Below are 17,390 nucleotides of genomic sequence, written 5' to 3'. Positions count from 1 at the left end.
TTATTAAAGCTATGATTATTAAAGCAAACAATAAGTCCCTCGACCTATCCCGTCCTCGCGTGATGGCTATTCTAAATGTTACCCCGGATTCATTCTCTGATGGCGGTAAATATAATTCTCTTGAGCTAGCACTTACTCAGGTTGAGAAGATGATTGCAGCTGGTGTCAGCATTATTGATATCGGCGGTGAATCGACACGGCCAGGGGCCCCAGATGTTGAACTGGAAGAAGAGCTACAGCGTGTTATTCCTGTTATTAAAGCGATTCGCGAAAAATACGATGTTTGGATTTCTGTCGATACCAGCAAAGCGGAAGTAATGCGCCAAGCAGTTGCTGCTGGAGCGGACCTCATTAACGATGTTCGTGCGCTCCAAGAGCCGGGGGCTCTAGAAGTGGCAGCGAAAGCGAACTTACCAATTTGCCTGATGCACATGAAAGGCCAGCCACGTACGATGCAGGCCAATCCTCAATACGATGATCTGATGGAAGATGTCTCAGCATTCCTTCAAGAGCGTATTGCTGCTTGTGAGACAGCGGGTATCGATAAGTCTCAACTTATCCTTGACCCAGGTTTTGGTTTTGGCAAAACCATAGAACACAATTATCATATACTCGCTCATCTTGAGAAGTTCCATGAATTTGGCTTACCAATCCTTGCTGGTATGTCGCGTAAATCCATGATTTTCAAGCTTTTGAATAAGCCAGCAGCTGAATGCACCAACGCTAGTGTGGTTTGTGCGACGATCGCGGCGATGAAAGGTGCGCAAATCATTCGAGTTCATGACTTTGAAGAAACCATTGAAGCAATGAAAGTGGTTGAGATGACGAACAAAAATATCTAAAAGAATTAAGGAAAGTTTTATGTCTGATAAAAGACGTTATTTTGGTACTGATGGCGTACGCGGTAAAGTTGGACAATACCCAATTACTCCGGATTTTGTACTGAAGCTTGGCTGGGCGGCTGGTCGCGTATTAGCGAAACAAGGCACTAAAAAAGTTATTATCGGTAAAGATACGCGTATCTCAGGCTACATGCTTGAGTCTGCGTTGGAAGCCGGGCTTGCAGCTGCTGGCCTAAAAGCAACCTTCACTGGTCCGATGCCAACACCTGCAGTGGCATACCTTACACAAACCTTCCGTGCGGAAGCGGGTATCGTTATTTCTGCGTCACACAACCCATACTACGATAACGGCATTAAGTTTTTTTCATCTGAGGGAACTAAGCTTCCGGATGATATTGAATTGGCTATCGAAGCAGAGCTAGATAAAGACATTGAGTGCGTGGAATCTGCCGAGCTTGGTAAAGCAACTCGTCTAAATGATGCAGCAGGTCGTTACATTGAGTTTTGTAAGAGCACTTTCCCATCAGAGCTTAGTCTAGCAAACCTTAAGATCGTGGTTGACTGCGCACACGGTGCGACTTACCACATTGCTCCTAACGTATTCAAAGAGTTAGGTGCGGAAGTTATTGCAATGGGTGTTGAGCCAAACGGTACCAACATTAACGCAGAAGTAGGTGCAACGGATGTTCGAGCACTACAAAAGCGCGTTGTGGAAGAGCAAGCTCACCTTGGTCTTGCATTCGATGGTGATGGTGACCGCATCATTATGGTTGACCATTTGGGCAACAAGATTGACGGCGACCAAATTGCTTACATTATCGCACGTGATGCTCTACGTCGTGGCGAACTAAAAGGCGGTGTGGTTGGTACGCTAATGACCAACCTAGGCATGGAAAATGGGCTAAAGCAACTCGGTATCCCATTTGTTCGCGCTGCTGTTGGTGACCGTTACGTAATGGAACAATTACTTGCTAAAGGCTGGAAGATCGGTGCTGAAAACTCTGGCCACGTGATCTTGCTAGACAAAGTCACCACGGGTGATGCAATTGTTGCTGCGTTGCAAGTTCTTGCTTCTGTTGTTGGTAGTGACATGTCATTACATGATTTGTCTCAAGGTATGACGCTTTACCCACAAGTACTAGAGAACGTACGTTTTGCTGGTGAAAGCAATCCTCTAGAAGCGCAAGCAGTGCTAGACTCAGTGGTAGAAGTAGAAGCAGAGTTGGGCGACAAAGGCCGAGTACTGCTACGTAAATCGGGCACAGAACCACTTATTCGTGTAATGGTGGAAGGTGAAGATGCGGGACTTGTTCAAAGCTCTGCGCTTAAGATTGCAGAAGCTGTAAAAGCAAGTTGTTAATCATTGCTTTAACCCATTTTGCGAGAGGAAAGGGCAACTTTTGCCCTTTTTTTGAGCGCTTAATGCGTTGGTGGTGACTTTTTGCTAATTTCCCCTTGTCAGCGTTGCTGGCTTTCGCTAGTATTGCTCCGCCTCCAGTCAGGAGGTCGCTAGCCTTGTTCGTAACGCTCATTGTTTGAAGTTATGAACGGCGCTGGCTCAACAATTTGGAACATAGGTGGAAAAAATGTTTTCAGTTCTACTTGTGATTTACCTGTTGGCAGCGCTTGGTGTGATTGGCCTTGTGTTGATTCAACAAGGTAAAGGCGCAGATATGGGAGCCTCGTTCGGTGCTGGTGCTTCAAACACAGTGTTTGGTGCAAGCGGCTCAGGTAATTTCCTAACCCGAACAACTGCTATTTTAGCAACAGTATTCTTTATCGTTAGCTTGCTACTTGGTCGTATGTCTACACATAAGACAGAATCTCAATGGGTTGATCCAACACTAGGTCAACAACAAGTTGTAGAGCAAGTTAATGATGCAGCGAGTGAAGTTCCAGCACCTACTGGTGATGAAATTCCTCAATAAGCTGTAAGGTTTGTGTAGCCGAGATGGTGAAATTGGTAGACACGCTAGCATGAGGTGCTAGTGCCTTTGGTGTGAGGGTTCGAGTCCCTCTCTCGGCACCATAAATTTACAAACTTGTAAATCACTTGTTTGGCGGTATAATGCTCAGCAAGTCGGACGCGGGGTGGAGCAGCTTGGTAGCTCGTCGGGCTCATAACCCGAAGGTCGTCGGTTCAAATCCGGCCCCCGCAACCAATCTCTTCTTTCGTTGGAAAGAATGACTCGATTGGCAAGTTTGCACAGTGCTAACCACACTGTGAGTTAAGAAAAGCACTTTTCGCTATTCTTAACGTATCAGGGTCCAGCAGCATAAAACCCCGACTTTTCGGGGTTTTTTGTTATCTGAGTTTTTATAATTGCTCAGATACTGCTTGGTTTTTTGATTGGGCTCTGAGCCCTTTTTTTGTTTCTGGAGTGGTTCAAATGACTGGTTTAGAAAGACAACTTACTGAAATGCTTGAAGCTCCAGTAGAGGCAACAGGCTACGAGTTAGTTGGATTAGAATTTATTCGTGCGGGTGCGCACTCAACGTTACGTATCTACATCGACCATGAAAATGGTATTAACGTAGATGCTTGTGCAGAAGTTAGCCATCAGGTTAGTGCGGTATTAGACGTTGAAGATCCAATTTCTGTTGCTTACAGCCTAGAAGTTTCTTCTCCAGGCTTAGAAAGACCACTTTTCAAAGCAGCACATTACGAGCAATTTATTGGTCACGAGGTCAGCATCGTATTGAAAATGGCTGTTGCAAACCGTCGTAAGTGGAAAGGCATTATCCACAGCGTAGATGGTGAGACAATAGCAGTTACTTGTGAAGGGCAACAAGAAGAGTTTGCTCTAAGTAACATTTCAAAAGCTAACCTGATCCCTAAATTTTAGTTCCCTAAAAAATTTGAAGCTTAGAGGCTAAATACAATGAGTAAAGAAATTTTAGCGGTAGCAGAAGCGGTATCGAATGAAAAAGCGGTACCTCGTGAGCGTATCTTTGAAGCTCTTGAGATTGCTCTAGCAACTTCTACAAAGAAAAAATACGAAATCGAAATCGATGTGCGTGTTGCCATTGACCGTAAAACGGGTGAATTTGAAACATTCCGCCGTTGGTTAGTTGTTGATGAAGTTGAAAATCCAACAAAAGAAATCTCACTAGAAGCTGCACAGTATGAAGATCCAGAACTTCAGCTAGGTGATTTTGTTGAAGACGATATCCCTTCAGTTACTTTTGACCGTATTACGACACAAACTGCTAAGCAAGTTATCGTGCAAAAAGTTCGCGAAGCTGAACGTGCACAGATCGTAGAACAGTTCATTGACAACGAAGGTGATCTTATCACTGGTGCTGTTAAGAAAGTAAACCGTGAGACGATCGTTCTTGACCTAGGTAATAACGCAGAAGCGGTAATCCTACGTGATGACCAACTTCCTCGTGAGAACTTCCGTCCTGGTGACCGTGTTCGTGGTCTTCTTTACAAAGTTGCTCCAGAAGCACGTGGTTTCCAACTTTTCATTACACGTTCTAAGCCAGAAATGTTGGCTGAACTGTTCCGTGTAGAAGTTCCAGAAATCGCTGAAGAAATCATCGAACTGAAAGGTGCTGCACGTGATCCTGGCTCTCGCGCTAAGATTGCTGTTAAAACAAACGACAAGCGTATCGACCCTGTAGGTGCGTGTGTTGGTATGCGTGGTGCACGTGTACAAGCAGTATCTGGTGAACTTGGCGGTGAGCGTATCGATATCGTTCTTTGGGATGATAACCCAGCTCAATTCGTAATCAACGCAATGGCGCCTGCTGATGTTGCTTCTATCATTGTTGATGAAGATGCACACTCAATGGACATCGCGGTTGAAGCGGACAACCTAGCACAAGCTATCGGTCGTAACGGTCAAAACGTACGTCTAGCATCTCAACTGACTGGTTGGGAACTGAACGTAATGACAGTAGCGGATCTTCAGAAGAAGCACGCTGAGGAGTCTCAAGCGTCTATCGAAAACTTCATGAAGTACCTAGACATTGAAGAAGACTTTGCTCAACTACTTGTTGAAGAAGGTTTCTCAACGCTAGAAGAAATCGCTTATGTTCCAGTTAACGAACTACTAGAAGTTGATGGTCTAAACGAAGAGCTAGTTGAAGAGCTTCGTAGCCGTGCGAAAGACGCACTAACCACGATTGCTCTAGCACAAGAAGAATCTTTTGAAGGTCTAGAACCTGCTGAAGACCTACTAGGTCTAGAAGGTCTAGAGCGTGAAATGGCATACAAGTTGGCAGCAAAAGGTGTAGCAACACTTGAAGATCTAGCTGACCAAGGTATCGATGATTTAGAAGGTATTGAAGGCCTGACAGAAGAACGTGCAGGCGAGCTTATTATGGCTGCGCGTAACATCTGTTGGTTCGGCGAAGAAGCATAATATCAGCAAGGAGGAAGCGGCATGACACAATTAACAGTTAAAGCACTGAGTGAAGAGATTGGTACTCCAGTCGACCGCTTAATGGAACAACTTGCTGACGCTGGCATGAACAAAGCGAGTTCTGACCATGTCTCGGATGAGGAGAAGCAGAAGCTTCTCTCTCACCTGAAGAAAGAGCACGGCGATACGTCGGGCGAATCTGAACCTACTAGACTGACGCTTCAACGTAAGACTCGTAGCACGTTAAGTGTTGCAGCAGGTGGCGGCAAAAGTAAGGATGTTCAAGTAGAAGTGCGTAAGAAGCGCACGTATGTGAAGCGCAGCACTATCGAAGACGACGCAAAACGTGAGGCTGAGGAAGCAGCAAAACGTGAAGCTGAAGAGCTTGCGAAGCGTGAGGCAGAAGAACAAGCCAAACGTGAAGCTGCAGAGAAAGCACAGCGCGAAGCCGAAGAGAAAGCGAAACGTGAAGCGGATGCAAAACGTGACGCTGAAGAAAAGGCAAAACGCGCACAAGCTGAAAAGGCTAAGAAAGAAATGAATGCAAAAAATGCGGATGTTAATACGCAAGCGAAGAAAGAAGCTGACGAGCTAAAGCGTCGTCAGGAAGAAGAAGCCCAACGTAAAGCTGAGCAAGAAGCAGCTAAGCTTGTTGAAGAAGCTCGTAAACTTGCAGAAGAGAACGAAGCTCGTTGGTCTGAAGAAGAGTCTAAGAAGAAAGAACTTGAGAACTCTGATTACCATGTAACCACTTCTACATACGCTCGTGAAGCTGAAGATGCAGCAGATCGTCAACAAGAAGGTGGTGCACGTCGTAAGAAGAAAAAACCTGCGAAAGAAGAGCAATCACGCGGTGGTCGTAACCAGCGTGGTGGCAAGGGCCGTAACAAAGGCAAACTTGCTAAGCCAACTTCAATGCAACACGGTTTTGATAAGTCTGCGACTGTAGCGAAACAAGACGTTGTAATTGGTGAAACAATCGTTCTTTCTGAACTTGCTAACAAAATGTCGGTTAAAGCGACAGAAGTTATCAAAGTAATGATGAAGATGGGCGCTATGGCGACTATCAACCAAGTGATCGACCAAGAAACTGCACAACTTGTTGCTGAAGAAATGGGTCACAAGGTAGTTCTTCGTAAAGAGAACGAACTGGAAGAAGCAGTACTATCAGACCGCGATACTAACGCGGAAGCAGTACCACGCGCTCCAGTTGTAACTATCATGGGTCACGTTGACCACGGTAAAACGTCAACACTTGACTACATCCGTCGTACACACGTTGCTTCAGGCGAAGCGGGTGGTATTACACAGCACATCGGTGCTTACCACGTTGAAACTGACAACGGTATGATCACGTTCCTTGATACTCCTGGACACGCAGCGTTTACTGCAATGCGTGCTCGTGGTGCTCAAGCGACTGATATCGTAGTTCTAGTAGTAGCGGCAGACGATGGCGTAATGCCACAAACAGTTGAAGCGATCCAGCACGCGAAAGCGGCAGGCGTACCTCTGATTGTTGCTGTGAACAAGATCGATAAAGAAGACGCGAACCCAGACAACGTTAAGAATGAGCTAGCTCAATACGACGTAATCCCTGAGGAATGGGGCGGTGAGAACATGTTCGTTCACATCTCTGCTAAACAGGGCACAAACATCGACGGTCTTCTAGAAGCAATCCTTCTTCAGTCTGAAGTTCTAGAACTAACAGCTGTAGCAGAAGGCATGGCGTCTGGTGTTGTTGTTGAATCTCGCCTAGATAAAGGTCGTGGTCCAGTAGCAACAGTACTAGTTCAATCTGGTACGCTAAACAAAGGCGACATCGTTCTTTGTGGTCAAGAATACGGCCGTGTTCGTGCAATGCGCGACGAGCTAGGTAAAGAAATCACAGAAGCGGGTCCATCTATCCCTGTAGAGATTCTAGGTCTTTCAGGCGTACCTTCTTCAGGTGACGAAGCAACAGTAGTACGTGACGAGCGTAAAGCACGTGAAGTAGCAAACTACCGTGCTGGTAAGTTCCGTGAAGTGAAACTTGCTCGTCAGCAGAAATCTAAACTAGAGAACATGTTCTCTAACATGACTGCTGGTGAAGTTGCTGAACTAAACGTAGTTCTTAAAGCAGACGTACAAGGTTCTGTGGAAGCAATTGCTGACTCACTACTGAAACTGTCTACTGACGAAGTGAAAGTAAACATCGTTGGTTCTGGTGTTGGTGGTATTACAGAAACTGATGCAGTTCTTGCAGAAGCTTCTAACGCAATCATCCTTGGCTTTAACGTACGTGCTGACGCATCTGCTCGCCGCGCTATCGAAGCTGCAAGCGTTGATCTACGTTACTACTCAATCATTTACCAATTGATTGACGAAGTTAAACAAGCAATGGGCGGTATGCTTGCTCCAGAATTCAAGCAAGAGATCATTGGTCTTGCTGAAGTACGTGACGTATTTAAGTCACCTAAACTGGGCGCAATCGCTGGTTGTATGGTTACTGAAGGTCTGATTAAGCGTAGCAACCCAATCCGCGTACTACGCGATAACGTTGTTATCTACGAAGGTGAACTAGAGTCACTACGTCGCTTTAAAGATGACGTTCAAGAAGTTAAGAATGGTTACGAGTGTGGTATCGGCGTTAAGAACTACAACGACGTTCGCGTAGGCGACCAGATCGAAGTATTCGAAATCGTTGAAATCAAACGTACTCTAGACTAATTGACTAAAATTACTAACCGTCTGAAAGACAAATAGTAATTGGTTGTTGAATACACCATGGGGGGCTGGCTTGACCATCCCCCCATTCTTTCTATTTAAGAGAATGAATATGTCAAAAGAATTTAGCCGCACGCAGCGCGTATCACAGCAGCTGCAAAAAGAACTTGCGATGATCCTTCAACGTGAAGTTCGTGACTCTCGCCTAGGCATGGTTACGATTTCAGATGTAGAAGTATCACGTGACCTTGCTTACGCAAAAGTATTCGTTACTTTCCTATGTGTGGGTGAGCAAACGCCAGAGTCATGCCTTGCGGCACTACGTGAACACGAAGTGCACATCCGTATGATGCTAGGCAAGCGTATTCGCCTACGTTTGACTCCTGAAATCCGTTTCTACTACGACAACACGCTAGTAGAAGGTATGCGCATGTCTAACCTAGTTTCTGAAGTGGTTAGCGAAGACAAGCGTAAACAGCAAGATTCAGGTCGCGAAGAAGATCAGGCAGGGGAAGAGTAATGGCTCGTCGTCGTAAAGGTCGTCCAATTAATGGCGTTATCTTGTTGGACAAACCAACAGGTATTTCTTCAAATGATGCACTGCAAAAAGTAAAGCGTATTTTCTTCGCTGAAAAAGCGGGTCATACGGGTGCATTGGACCCACTAGCGACGGGCATGTTGCCAATCTGCTTAGGCGAAGCAACCAAGTTCTCTCAGTTCTTGTTAGATTCAGACAAGCGCTACCGCGTAATCGCAAAGCTTGGTGAGCGTACTGATACGTCTGACTCTGATGGCGAAGTGGTAGAGACGCGTCCTATTGATGTGAATCTAGAGAAGCTAGAAGCGTGCATTGATACGTTCCGTGGTGAATCAGACCAAGTACCTTCAATGTTCTCAGCATTGAAATACCAAGGTAAGCCACTTTATGAGTACGCACGTAAGGGTATTGAAGTGCCGCGTGAGTCTCGTAAGATCACGGTATACGAAATCGTACTTCACCGCTTTGAAGGTGATGAAGTAGAGATGGAAGTGCATTGTTCAAAAGGCACATACATCCGTACTATCGTTGATGACCTTGGTGAAATGCTTGGTTGTGGTGCGCACGTGACCATGCTTCGTCGTACTGGTGTTGCAAAATATCCGTACGAAAAAATGGTAACGCTTGAGCAACTTAATGAGTTGCTAGAGCAAGCGCATCGTGACGAAGTCGCGCCGAAAGAGTTGCTTGATCCACTGTTGTTACCGATGGATACCGCCGTTGAAGATCTGCCAGAGGTAAATCTAAACGCAGAGCTAACCAACTTGGTACAGCACGGCATGCCCGTGCAGGTGTTCGGTGCACCAGCAGGTACGCCACTTCGAATGACTTCAGGTGAAGAGAAACTTTTCATTGGTGTTGCAGAATTGAACGACGATGGAAAAGTAGCACCGAAACGTTTGGTGGTTTTCCGCGACGAAGCATAAGCTTGTCAATGAGTTGAAAATACCGGCGAAATCGCCGGTATTTTTATATTGCGCGTATAAGGAAACTTCCCTATAATTCGCGCTTCGCGTAGCGGCTGAATCAGAGATTGGCTGCTACAACTTTAAACCTACTCTTATTAGGAGAGAATTATGTCTCTGAATGCAGAAACTAAAGCAGCAATCGTTGCAGAATACGCACAAGGCGAAGGCGACACTGGTTCACCAGAAGTTCAAGTAGCTCTACTTACAGCTTCTATCAACCACCTACAAGGTCACTTCAAAGCGCACAAAGGCGATCACCACAGCCGTCGTGGTCTTCTACGTATGGTTTCTCGCCGTCGTAAGCTTCTTGACTACCTGAAAGGTAAAAACCTTTCTCGTTACCAAGATCTAATCAAGCGTCTAGGCCTACGTCGCTAATCAGCGGCTGCATAGAACAGTTTGTCGAAAAAGGGGCTTTTTAGCCCCTTTTTTGTTGCCCGCAACTTAATTTAATTGCTATAGCTTAGCCAAATCCTATTTAAGTCGTTATACTACGCACGGTAAAATTCCACGATCGGAGTTTTATATCCAAAGTAGCTCATTGCATTACAGTCACAACGTCGACCAAAAGGTCGCGACTATTAAAAGTGAACTGAATACCCAATCAGTTTGTTTTTACTAGTCGCGATTCGTAATGCCTTGAGTATCAATCAATACTCTCTGAGCAAATCATTCGATGCGCTTGGAAACAAGGAATAACAATGTTCGAAAAACCAGTTGTTAAAACGTTCCAGTACGGTAACCACACAGTTACTCTAGAAACTGGCGTTATCGCACGTCAAGCTACGGCTGCAGTAATGGTTACTATGGACGATACGGCAGTATTCGTTTCTGTAGTTGGTAAAAAAGAAGCGGTTGAAGGTCAAGACTTCTTCCCTCTAACGGTTAACTACCAAGAGCGTACTTACGCTGCAGGTAAAATCCCTGGTGGCTTCTTCAAGCGTGAAGGTCGTCCTTCTGAAGGTGAAACGCTAACGGCTCGTCTGATCGACCGTCCAATCCGTCCACTATTCCCAGATGCGTTTAAAAACGAAGTTCAAGTTATCGCGACAGTTATGTCTGTGAACCCTGACGTTCAACCAGACATCGTAACAATGATCGGTACTTCTGCTGCTCTTGCTATCTCTGGTATTCCGTTCAACGGTCCTATCGGTGCAGCACGTGTTGGTCACGTTGATGGTCAACTAGTACTGAACCCAAGCAACACTGAACTAGAAACGTCTAAACTAGACCTAGTTGTTGCTGGTACTGAAGGCGCTGTTCTTATGGTTGAGTCTGAAGCAGACAACCTAACAGAAGAAGAGATGCTTTCTGCAGTTGTGTTCGGTCACGATCAACAGCAAGCAGTTATCTCTGCAATCAACGAATTCGCAGCTGAAGTAGCGACTCCAGCTTGGGATTGGGTTGCTCCAGAAGAGAACACTACGCTTGTAAACAAGATCGCAGAACTTGCAGAAGCGAAACTAGTAGAAGCTTACCAAATCACTGAGAAGATGGCGCGTTACGACCGTATCCACGCTATCGCTGGTGAAGTAAACGAAGTTCTACTTGCTGAAGATCCAGAAGCAAACACGAAAGAAATTCACACTATCTTCCACGATCTAGAGAAGACAGTTGTTCGTCGTAGCATCATCGCTGGTAACCCACGTATCGATGGTCGTGAAAAAGATATGGTTCGTGCGCTTGACGTACGTACTGGCGTTCTTCCACGTACTCATGGTTCTTCACTATTCACTCGTGGTGAAACTCAGGCAATCGTAACTGCGACTCTAGGTACGCAGCGCGACGCTCAAATCATCGACGAGCTAACAGGTGAGCGTAAAGATCACTTCCTACTACACTACAACTTCCCTCCATACTGTGTAGGCGAAACTGGTTTTGTTGGTTCTCCTAAGCGTCGTGAAATCGGCCACGGTAAACTAGCTAAGCGTGGTATTGCTGCTGTAATGCCATCTGTAGATGAGTTCCCATACACAGTACGTGTAGTATCAGAAATCACTGAATCTAACGGTTCTTCTTCAATGGCTTCTGTATGTGGTACTTCTCTAGCACTTATGGATGCTGGTGTTCCAATTAAAGCTTCTGTTGCGGGTATCGCAATGGGTCTAGTTAAAGAAGGCGACGACTTCGTTGTTCTTTCTGACATCCTTGGTGACGAAGACCACCTAGGTGACATGGACTTTAAAGTAGCAGGTACTAACGACGGTATCACTGCACTTCAGATGGATATCAAGATCGAAGGTATCACTAAAGAGATCATGCAAATTGCTCTTAACCAAGCGCAAGGTGCACGTAAGCACATCCTATCTGTAATGGATGAAGCTATCTCTGGTGCTCGTGAAGACATCTCTGAGTTCGCTCCGCGCATTCACACAATGAAGATCAGCGCTGAGAAGATCAAAGACGTTATCGGTAAAGGTGGTGCAGTTATCCGTGCTCTAACTGAAGAGACGGGTACAACTATCGAAATCGAAGACGACGGTACAATCAAGATTGCTGCAACTGAAGGTACAGCTGCGAAAGAAGCAATCCGTCGTATCGAAGAGATCACTGCAGAAGTTGAAGTGGGCCGTATCTACACAGGTAAAGTTGCTCGTCTAGCTGACTTCGGTGCATTCGTTACTATTCTTCCTGGTAAAGATGGTCTAGTTCACATCTCTCAAATCGCTGAAAAGCGTGTTGAGAAAGTGTCTGATTACCTAACGGAAGGTCAAGAAGTTCAAGTTAAAGTTCTTGAAATCGATCGCCAAGGTCGTGTACGTCTAAGCATGAAAGAAGCGGTAGAAAAGCCTGCTGAAGAAGCTGCTGAAGCACCTGCTGCTAAAGACGAGTAATACTGATTTGGGCATTAGTCTTTTATTAGATTAACGGCCTGAAAACGTGCTATAAAAGGGGAGCATTTTCGCTCCCCTTTTTTTAACTTGCTATTTTTAATTGTATTTGATGGATAGAAATATCCTATAGTGCATTAATACATCGTGAGTTGAAGGCGGTCCAAACAGGAGTATCAATTAGTGAAATGGTTTCAAACCGCAAGTTTATGTATTGCAATTGCATTGACGGGGTGTGCTAACACTTCTCAACAGACCTCTCAGCAGTGGGTATATCCGCCAATGGCTGTACCATTGCAGCCAAGTGTGCAGCAAGAGGTTCAGATTGCACGACTATCACAGCTATTACAACGACCAGATCTTAGTGATGAAGTACGAGCTAAAATGCATTACGAGCGCGGAAGTTACTACGATAGCGTTGGTTTGAGAGACCTTGCTCGCCTTGATTTTAATCAGTCACTACAGCTAAATCCTGCTCAGCCAGATATATTCAATCTGCTTGGCGTTTACTTTACTCAGCTAGGTGAGTTCGACGCCGCTTATGAAGCATTTGATTCAACATTAGAGCTTGCGCCAGAGAACTCTTATGCGGAACGTAACCGTGCGATTGCTTTGTACTATGGTGGTCGAATTGATCTTGCTATGGAAGATATGACAAAGCACTACGAAGAGAACCCTAAAGATCCTTTTCGAGCATTGTGGTTATACATTATTGAAGCAGAGCAAAATCCAGAGTTAGCGAAGGCAAACCTACAGCAAAGATATCAACGTGATATTAGCGAAGAGTGGGGGTGGGTTTTAGTCGCCATTATGCTGAGAGATGTGCCTGATGACGCAGCACTGAAAGCTATCATGGAAGGGACGCGAGAGAATCACCGCCTAGCAGAGCGTTTAACGGAAACTTATTTCTATCTCGGCAAACGTTATCAACTAGAGGGTGATGTAGCAGATGCTATATCGCTCTATAAATTAGCGATTTCGTTCAATGTCTATGAGTATGTGGAACACCGCTATTCATTTGTTGAACTGACGCAAATATACGAAAAACTCCAGCAAGAACGCTTAGCTAAAATTAAAGCAGAAAGTGTACAGCAACAATAATTGTTCTTAGCCGCTCAACTGGAGCGGCTTTTTTCTGCTTGAAAGTTATACTTTGGGTAACTAAAATAGTTAGCCTTGCTAACTAAATGAGCAAAGTACCGTGGCATTGGAAAAAAGCTTGATTGAGCTAGAGCGCTTTTGTGCAAAAGCGTGGCGTGTTTATGCCAAAGAAGATCCACTTTCGAGTTTGAGCTTTAATGAGTTCGATTATCTGCGGGTGATACAACTTCATTCTGAAGGTATACGGATTACCGATTTGGCTGAAGAGCTTCACGTTACTAAACCTTCTGCTTCAAACATGGTCGTTCGTTTGGAGAAAAAGGGCTTAGTGAAGCGCATTGTTTGTAATGAAGATGCTCGTTCCAAACGTGTGTTATTAACCGAAGAGGTGATAGCTGAAATGTCTTTGGAACAAGTGGTTTACAAAGATATTTCACAGCAGCTTATGCGTAAGTTGGATGCGAAAGAAGCACAGCAATTGAAAGCGCTATTAGATAAAGCGCTCGGAAACTAAACCTATTATTTTATTCTTTTATCTATTTAGTTAGCCTTGCTAACTATTGGTGGTAGTCATGCAAAACTCTATCTATAAACAGTTTTGGAAATACACAATTCCGACTGTTGCGGCCATGTTGGTTAACGGCTTATATCAAGTCGTCGATGGCATTTTTATCGGTCGTTATGTCGGTGCTGATGGATTAGCAGGTATTAACGTTGCTTGGCCAATCATCGGCTCGATACTCGGTATCGGTATGATGGTCGGGGTGGGTACTGGTGCACTAGCCTCTATCAAGCAAGGTGAAAAAGACAGTGAGGGCGCGAAACGTATTCTCTCAACAGGCTTGTTGCTTCTGGTTGCTTTAATGCCAATCGTCGCGGCAACGTTGTTCTTTTTCGCCGACGATTTTATTCGCTGGCAGGGTGCTGAAGGTCGTGTTTACGAGCTTGGTTTGCAGTACCTGCATATCTTGAGCGTTGCGTGTGTATTCTCGCTAGGCTCGATCGCAGTACCGTTTTTGCTGCGTAATGACGATAGCCCAAACCTTGCCACCATCTTGATGGTGATTGGTGCGGTGATCAACATTGTACTCGATTACCTATTTATCGCTTGGCTTGGTTGGGAGTTAACTGGTGCAGCAATCGCAACCGCGTTAGCACAAATGGTGGTGACGATTTTGGGTGTGGGCTACTTCTTTACTTCCAGAGCCAACATGCGTTTGTCTCTTAGCGACTTAAAGATGCAGTTTGATGTCATTCCTAAGATTGTGATGATCGGTACATCCAGCTTCTTTATGTATGCGTATGGTTCGATGATGGTGGCACTACACAATGCGTTACTTGCTCAGTACGGTAGTACACTATTAATAGGTGCTTACGCTATCCTTGGCTACATCGTGACGGTTTACTATTTGATTGCAGAAGGTATCGCCAATGGTATGCAGCCTTTGGTGAGCTATAACCATGGTGCTCGTAATCAGGACAATATTCGTAAGTTGTTGAAAGTTGCAATGGGTACTTCGGTGCTCGGCGGTGTTGCGTTTGTTATTTTAATGAACATCTTCCCATACGAGTTTGTTTCTGTGTTCAACAACGCAGACCAACATCTGATTGACGCAGCGGTGGAGGGTATTCGTCTGCATATGTTTGCGCTGTTCTTGGATGGTTTCTTGGTGGTTGCGGCAGCGTACTACCAATCAGTCAACAAAGGCAGTAAAGCTATGTTCGTGACCATTGGTAATATGGTGATTCAATTGCCGTTCTTGTTCATCATGCCGAAGTTACTGGGTGTGACGGGTATTTGGATTGCGTTTCCACTGTCTAACATCGCCTTGAGTTTAGTGGTCATGACAATGCTGTGGCGTGATATCAAGAAATTGATGAATCAGAGTCCGGTGGAACCAAGGGTTCAAGTATCTTAGTGTCTAGCACTTAGCGAATAGCTACGAAAAAGTAACAGTAACGAAAAAGCGAGGTCAGTGCCTCGCTTTTTATTGCTTTGATAGTCGTGAGAAGTGTTTAGATGTTCTTCACTTCTAGACCCGCAAGCTGATGCCAGTAACCGTTACATTGGCGGTCTTGGATCTCGCCTGGGTTGCTGCCTTTCTCGTTTGAACGGAACTGGTCCAGTTCAGAGAAGGTGCTGAGACCAAGAGGGCTCAAACGAACCACATCAACCAGGCCTTCCATGCTTGGTAGGTCGTTGATCAGGTTGTAGCAGTAACCAGACTGAGTTTGGATACCGTTAAGGTTAAATACTTCCTGACCCTCTTGGCTGCTTACTTGGATACCTGTTGGGTATTTAATACAGCAAGTTTCGCAATCATCTTTAGCTTTGTTTTCTGCACGAGCGGTAAAACAGCGCGCCGAGTAAGCCAGTGGCAGATAACCGTGGCTGAATACTTCTACTTCAAACTTATTGCGAATACCAAGTTCATCACATTGAACCAGCGTATTGCTGAGCCATTCACGAGATAGCTCTACAGGCATACACCAACGGATCATGCCTTGTTTTAGGAACAAGTTAAGCGTATGAGCGTTGTAGGTGTTAACCGCAGGGCCAACGACGAAAGGCACTTTGTGCTCAGAAGCCAGTTGAACCGCAGACACGTCATTGGCTTCAATCGCGAAGTCACCGTTGTCGATGTACTTCTTCATGATGTTCACTTCACTTGGTGCTTCTAATAGTGCCATCGTTGAAAGAACGACTTGTTTGCCAGATGCAGACAAGTCTTTTGCAATATCGAACCAATGTGCGGGCTTCATTTCACGACGTTTTGAACATACGGTTTCACCAAGGTAGATGATGTCCGCAGAGCTTGATTTCGCTTGTTCGTAAAACGCTTCAACATCTTGCTTTGGCCAGAAGTACAACAGTGGACCAAGCGCGTATTTCATTGAGTTATCCATCTTAACCTCTACTGCCATTTACGGTGGTAAGCACCAAGTGTGGTTTGCGTACCTTCAGACACGTTTGCCAACGCTGCATCCCAAGCCGCTTCTACTTGGTAAGCTTCTGGGTTTGCTTGGTAGCGATCAATCGCAGCACGCCATGTGCGCGTTACTTGTTCTACGTACGCAGGGCTACGCTGGCGACCTTCAATTTTTACTGAAGCGACATTCGCAGCAAACAGTTCTGGCAGCATAGACAGGGTGTTCAAGCTGGTTGGCTCTTCCAGTGCGTGGTAGCGTTTTTTCTCGCCTTCGATTTCAGCTTCGAAACGACCTTTACACAAAGTTGGGTAGCCTGCGTTTTCACCCGCGCTGTAGCGATCAATCAGGATATCGTTAAGACGAGATTCCAGACCATTTTCTGTTTCTTGCCAGCGAACGTATTTTGCTGGAGAGCACGCGCCAACGGTGTTTGGTGATTCGCCAGTCATGTAAGACGATAGGTAGCAACGACCTTCCGACATGATGCAAAGGCTACCGAAAGCAAATACTTCCAGTTCGACATCGCTGGTGATGTTGCGTGAAAGCTGTTTTACCTGATGGATAGACAGTACGCGCGGCAGTACAACACGTTTAACGTTGAAGTTTTGCTTGTAGAAATCTACTGCTGCAACGTTGGTTGCAGAAGCCTGTACTGACAGGTGTAGTTCTAGCTCTGGGTATTTGCGAGCAGCGTACTCTAGTACTGCAATGTCTGCGACGATCAATGCATCGACACCTAGTGCTGCTGCATTATCGACAGCGTTTGTCCAACGTTCGAACCCGTTTGGATGGGCAAAGGTGTTTAGTGCTACGTGGATCTTTTTGTTGCGGTCATGAACGTATTGCACCGCTTTTTCTAGCTTCTTGCCGTTGAAGTTAAGACCGGCAAAGTGACGAGCGTTGGTATCGTCTTTAAAGCCGATGTATACGGCGTCTGCACCGCAATCAATCGCGGTTTTTAGCGCAGGCAAGTTACCCGCAGGACACAAGAGTTCCATATGCTCACAATCATAGAGAATAAAAAGGTGTCCGCATTTTATGAAGAATTATGAATAGCGAAATTGACCTAAGTTAGGTTTAGCTCAATAAAGTTGAGATTTACCCCT

15 protein-coding genes and 2 tRNA genes are annotated in these 17,390 nt (G+C 45.4%); 15 read left to right on the top strand and 2 right to left on the bottom strand.

Features of this window, described 5'->3' with window-relative positions; all coding sequences use genetic code 11:
• Positions 1-11: 11 nt before the first annotated feature.
• The 15 genes from folP to vmrA all read left to right on the top strand — a co-directional run bounded on the left by folP (position 12) and on the right by vmrA (position 15,272).
• Entirely contained in the window at positions 12-842 is an 831-nt protein-coding gene (gene folP, locus ACTS60_RS13565; protein ID WP_440888660.1) for a dihydropteroate synthase, read from the top strand.
• A gap of 19 nt (positions 843-861) precedes the next feature.
• A complete protein-coding gene (glmM, locus tag ACTS60_RS13560) occupies positions 862-2,202 on the top strand; it encodes a phosphoglucosamine mutase (RefSeq protein ID WP_440888659.1) in 1,341 nt (446 codons plus the stop codon).
• Positions 2,203-2,428: 226 nt separating this feature from the next.
• Positions 2,429-2,770, top strand: a complete 342-nt coding sequence (gene secG / locus ACTS60_RS13555; protein WP_010450072.1) for a preprotein translocase subunit SecG — start codon at positions 2,429-2,431, stop codon at positions 2,768-2,770.
• Between the two features lie 17 nt (positions 2,771-2,787).
• Positions 2,788-2,871: transfer RNA gene (locus ACTS60_RS13550), tRNA-Leu, on the top strand.
• A 56-nt stretch (positions 2,872-2,927) separates the two neighbouring features.
• Positions 2,928-3,004 (top strand) — tRNA-Met (locus ACTS60_RS13545).
• Positions 3,005-3,232: 228 nt separating this feature from the next.
• On the top strand, positions 3,233-3,688 hold the full coding sequence (gene rimP, locus ACTS60_RS13540) for a ribosome maturation factor RimP (protein ID WP_005530330.1): 456 nt from the start codon (positions 3,233-3,235) through the stop codon (positions 3,686-3,688).
• A 36-nt stretch (positions 3,689-3,724) separates the two neighbouring features.
• Entirely contained in the window at positions 3,725-5,212 is a 1,488-nt protein-coding gene (gene nusA, locus ACTS60_RS13535; protein WP_440888658.1) for a transcription termination factor NusA, read from the top strand.
• A 21-nt stretch (positions 5,213-5,233) separates the two neighbouring features.
• On the top strand, positions 5,234-7,918 hold the full coding sequence (gene infB / locus ACTS60_RS13530; RefSeq protein WP_440888657.1) for a translation initiation factor IF-2: 2,685 nt from the start codon (positions 5,234-5,236) through the stop codon (positions 7,916-7,918).
• A gap of 109 nt (positions 7,919-8,027) precedes the next feature.
• Positions 8,028-8,435 (top strand): 30S ribosome-binding factor RbfA, encoded by a 408-nt coding sequence (gene rbfA, locus ACTS60_RS13525; protein WP_005449148.1) that lies wholly within the window; start codon positions 8,028-8,030, stop codon positions 8,433-8,435.
• A complete protein-coding gene (gene truB / locus ACTS60_RS13520) occupies positions 8,435-9,379 on the top strand; it encodes a tRNA pseudouridine(55) synthase TruB (RefSeq protein ID WP_440888656.1) in 945 nt (314 codons plus the stop codon). Before rbfA ends, truB begins: the two co-directional genes overlap by 1 nt.
• Before the next feature lie 150 nt (positions 9,380-9,529).
• The gene (gene rpsO, locus ACTS60_RS13515; protein ID WP_010450057.1) at positions 9,530-9,799 is read left to right on the top strand and encodes a 30S ribosomal protein S15; all 270 of its coding nucleotides are present in this window, start codon (positions 9,530-9,532) and stop codon (positions 9,797-9,799) included.
• 323 nt (positions 9,800-10,122) lie between these two features.
• The gene (pnp, locus tag ACTS60_RS13510) at positions 10,123-12,255 is read left to right on the top strand and encodes a polyribonucleotide nucleotidyltransferase (RefSeq protein ID WP_071235325.1); all 2,133 of its coding nucleotides are present in this window, start codon (positions 10,123-10,125) and stop codon (positions 12,253-12,255) included.
• A 180-nt stretch (positions 12,256-12,435) separates the two neighbouring features.
• Positions 12,436-13,353 (top strand): lipoprotein NlpI, encoded by a 918-nt coding sequence (gene nlpI, locus ACTS60_RS13505; protein WP_440888655.1) that lies wholly within the window; start codon positions 12,436-12,438, stop codon positions 13,351-13,353.
• A gap of 100 nt (positions 13,354-13,453) precedes the next feature.
• On the top strand, positions 13,454-13,867 hold the full coding sequence (locus ACTS60_RS13500) for a MarR family winged helix-turn-helix transcriptional regulator (protein WP_440888654.1): 414 nt from the start codon (positions 13,454-13,456) through the stop codon (positions 13,865-13,867).
• Positions 13,868-13,925: 58 nt separating this feature from the next.
• The gene (gene vmrA, locus ACTS60_RS13495; protein ID WP_440888653.1) at positions 13,926-15,272 is read left to right on the top strand and encodes a sodium-coupled multidrug efflux MATE transporter VmrA; all 1,347 of its coding nucleotides are present in this window, start codon (positions 13,926-13,928) and stop codon (positions 15,270-15,272) included.
• 97 nt (positions 15,273-15,369) lie between these two features.
• Here the strand turns inward: vmrA and ACTS60_RS13490 are convergent, their stop codons facing one another.
• On the bottom strand, positions 15,370-16,248 hold the full coding sequence (locus ACTS60_RS13490) for a U32 family peptidase (protein WP_440888768.1): 879 nt from the start codon (positions 16,246-16,248) through the stop codon (positions 15,370-15,372).
• Positions 16,249-16,268: 20 nt separating this feature from the next.
• On the bottom strand, positions 16,269-17,282 hold the full coding sequence (gene ubiU, locus ACTS60_RS13485) for a ubiquinone anaerobic biosynthesis protein UbiU (protein WP_005431919.1): 1,014 nt from the start codon (positions 17,280-17,282) through the stop codon (positions 16,269-16,271).
• Positions 17,283-17,390: the final 108 nt, after the last annotated feature.

It is taken from the genome of Vibrio sp. WZ-1 (genome assembly GCF_052037695.1).
Lineage (GTDB): Bacteria > Pseudomonadota > Gammaproteobacteria > Enterobacterales > Vibrionaceae > Vibrio.
This window is presented reverse-complemented; position numbering and strand designations above follow the sequence as displayed.

Coding starts and splice junctions, on each gene's coding strand:
- rpsO (WP_010450057.1), top strand. CDS start 9,530: ATGTCTCTGAATGCAGAAACTAAAGCAGCAATCGTTGCAGAATACGCA.
- pnp (WP_071235325.1), top strand. CDS start 10,123: ATGTTCGAAAAACCAGTTGTTAAAACGTTCCAGTACGGTAACCACACA.
- truB (WP_440888656.1), top strand. CDS start 8,435: ATGGCTCGTCGTCGTAAAGGTCGTCCAATTAATGGCGTTATCTTGTTG.
- rbfA (WP_005449148.1), top strand. CDS start 8,028: ATGTCAAAAGAATTTAGCCGCACGCAGCGCGTATCACAGCAGCTGCAA.
- glmM (WP_440888659.1), top strand. CDS start 862: ATGTCTGATAAAAGACGTTATTTTGGTACTGATGGCGTACGCGGTAAA.
- folP (WP_440888660.1), top strand. CDS start 12: ATGATTATTAAAGCAAACAATAAGTCCCTCGACCTATCCCGTCCTCGC.
- nusA (WP_440888658.1), top strand. CDS start 3,725: ATGAGTAAAGAAATTTTAGCGGTAGCAGAAGCGGTATCGAATGAAAAA.
- ubiU (WP_005431919.1), bottom strand. CDS start 17,282: ATGGAACTCTTGTGTCCTGCGGGTAACTTGCCTGCGCTAAAAACCGCG.
- infB (WP_440888657.1), top strand. CDS start 5,234: ATGACACAATTAACAGTTAAAGCACTGAGTGAAGAGATTGGTACTCCA.
- vmrA (WP_440888653.1), top strand. CDS start 13,926: ATGCAAAACTCTATCTATAAACAGTTTTGGAAATACACAATTCCGACT.
- rimP (WP_005530330.1), top strand. CDS start 3,233: ATGACTGGTTTAGAAAGACAACTTACTGAAATGCTTGAAGCTCCAGTA.
- ACTS60_RS13490 (WP_440888768.1), bottom strand. CDS start 16,248: ATGAAATACGCGCTTGGTCCACTGTTGTACTTCTGGCCAAAGCAAGAT.
- secG (WP_010450072.1), top strand. CDS start 2,429: ATGTTTTCAGTTCTACTTGTGATTTACCTGTTGGCAGCGCTTGGTGTG.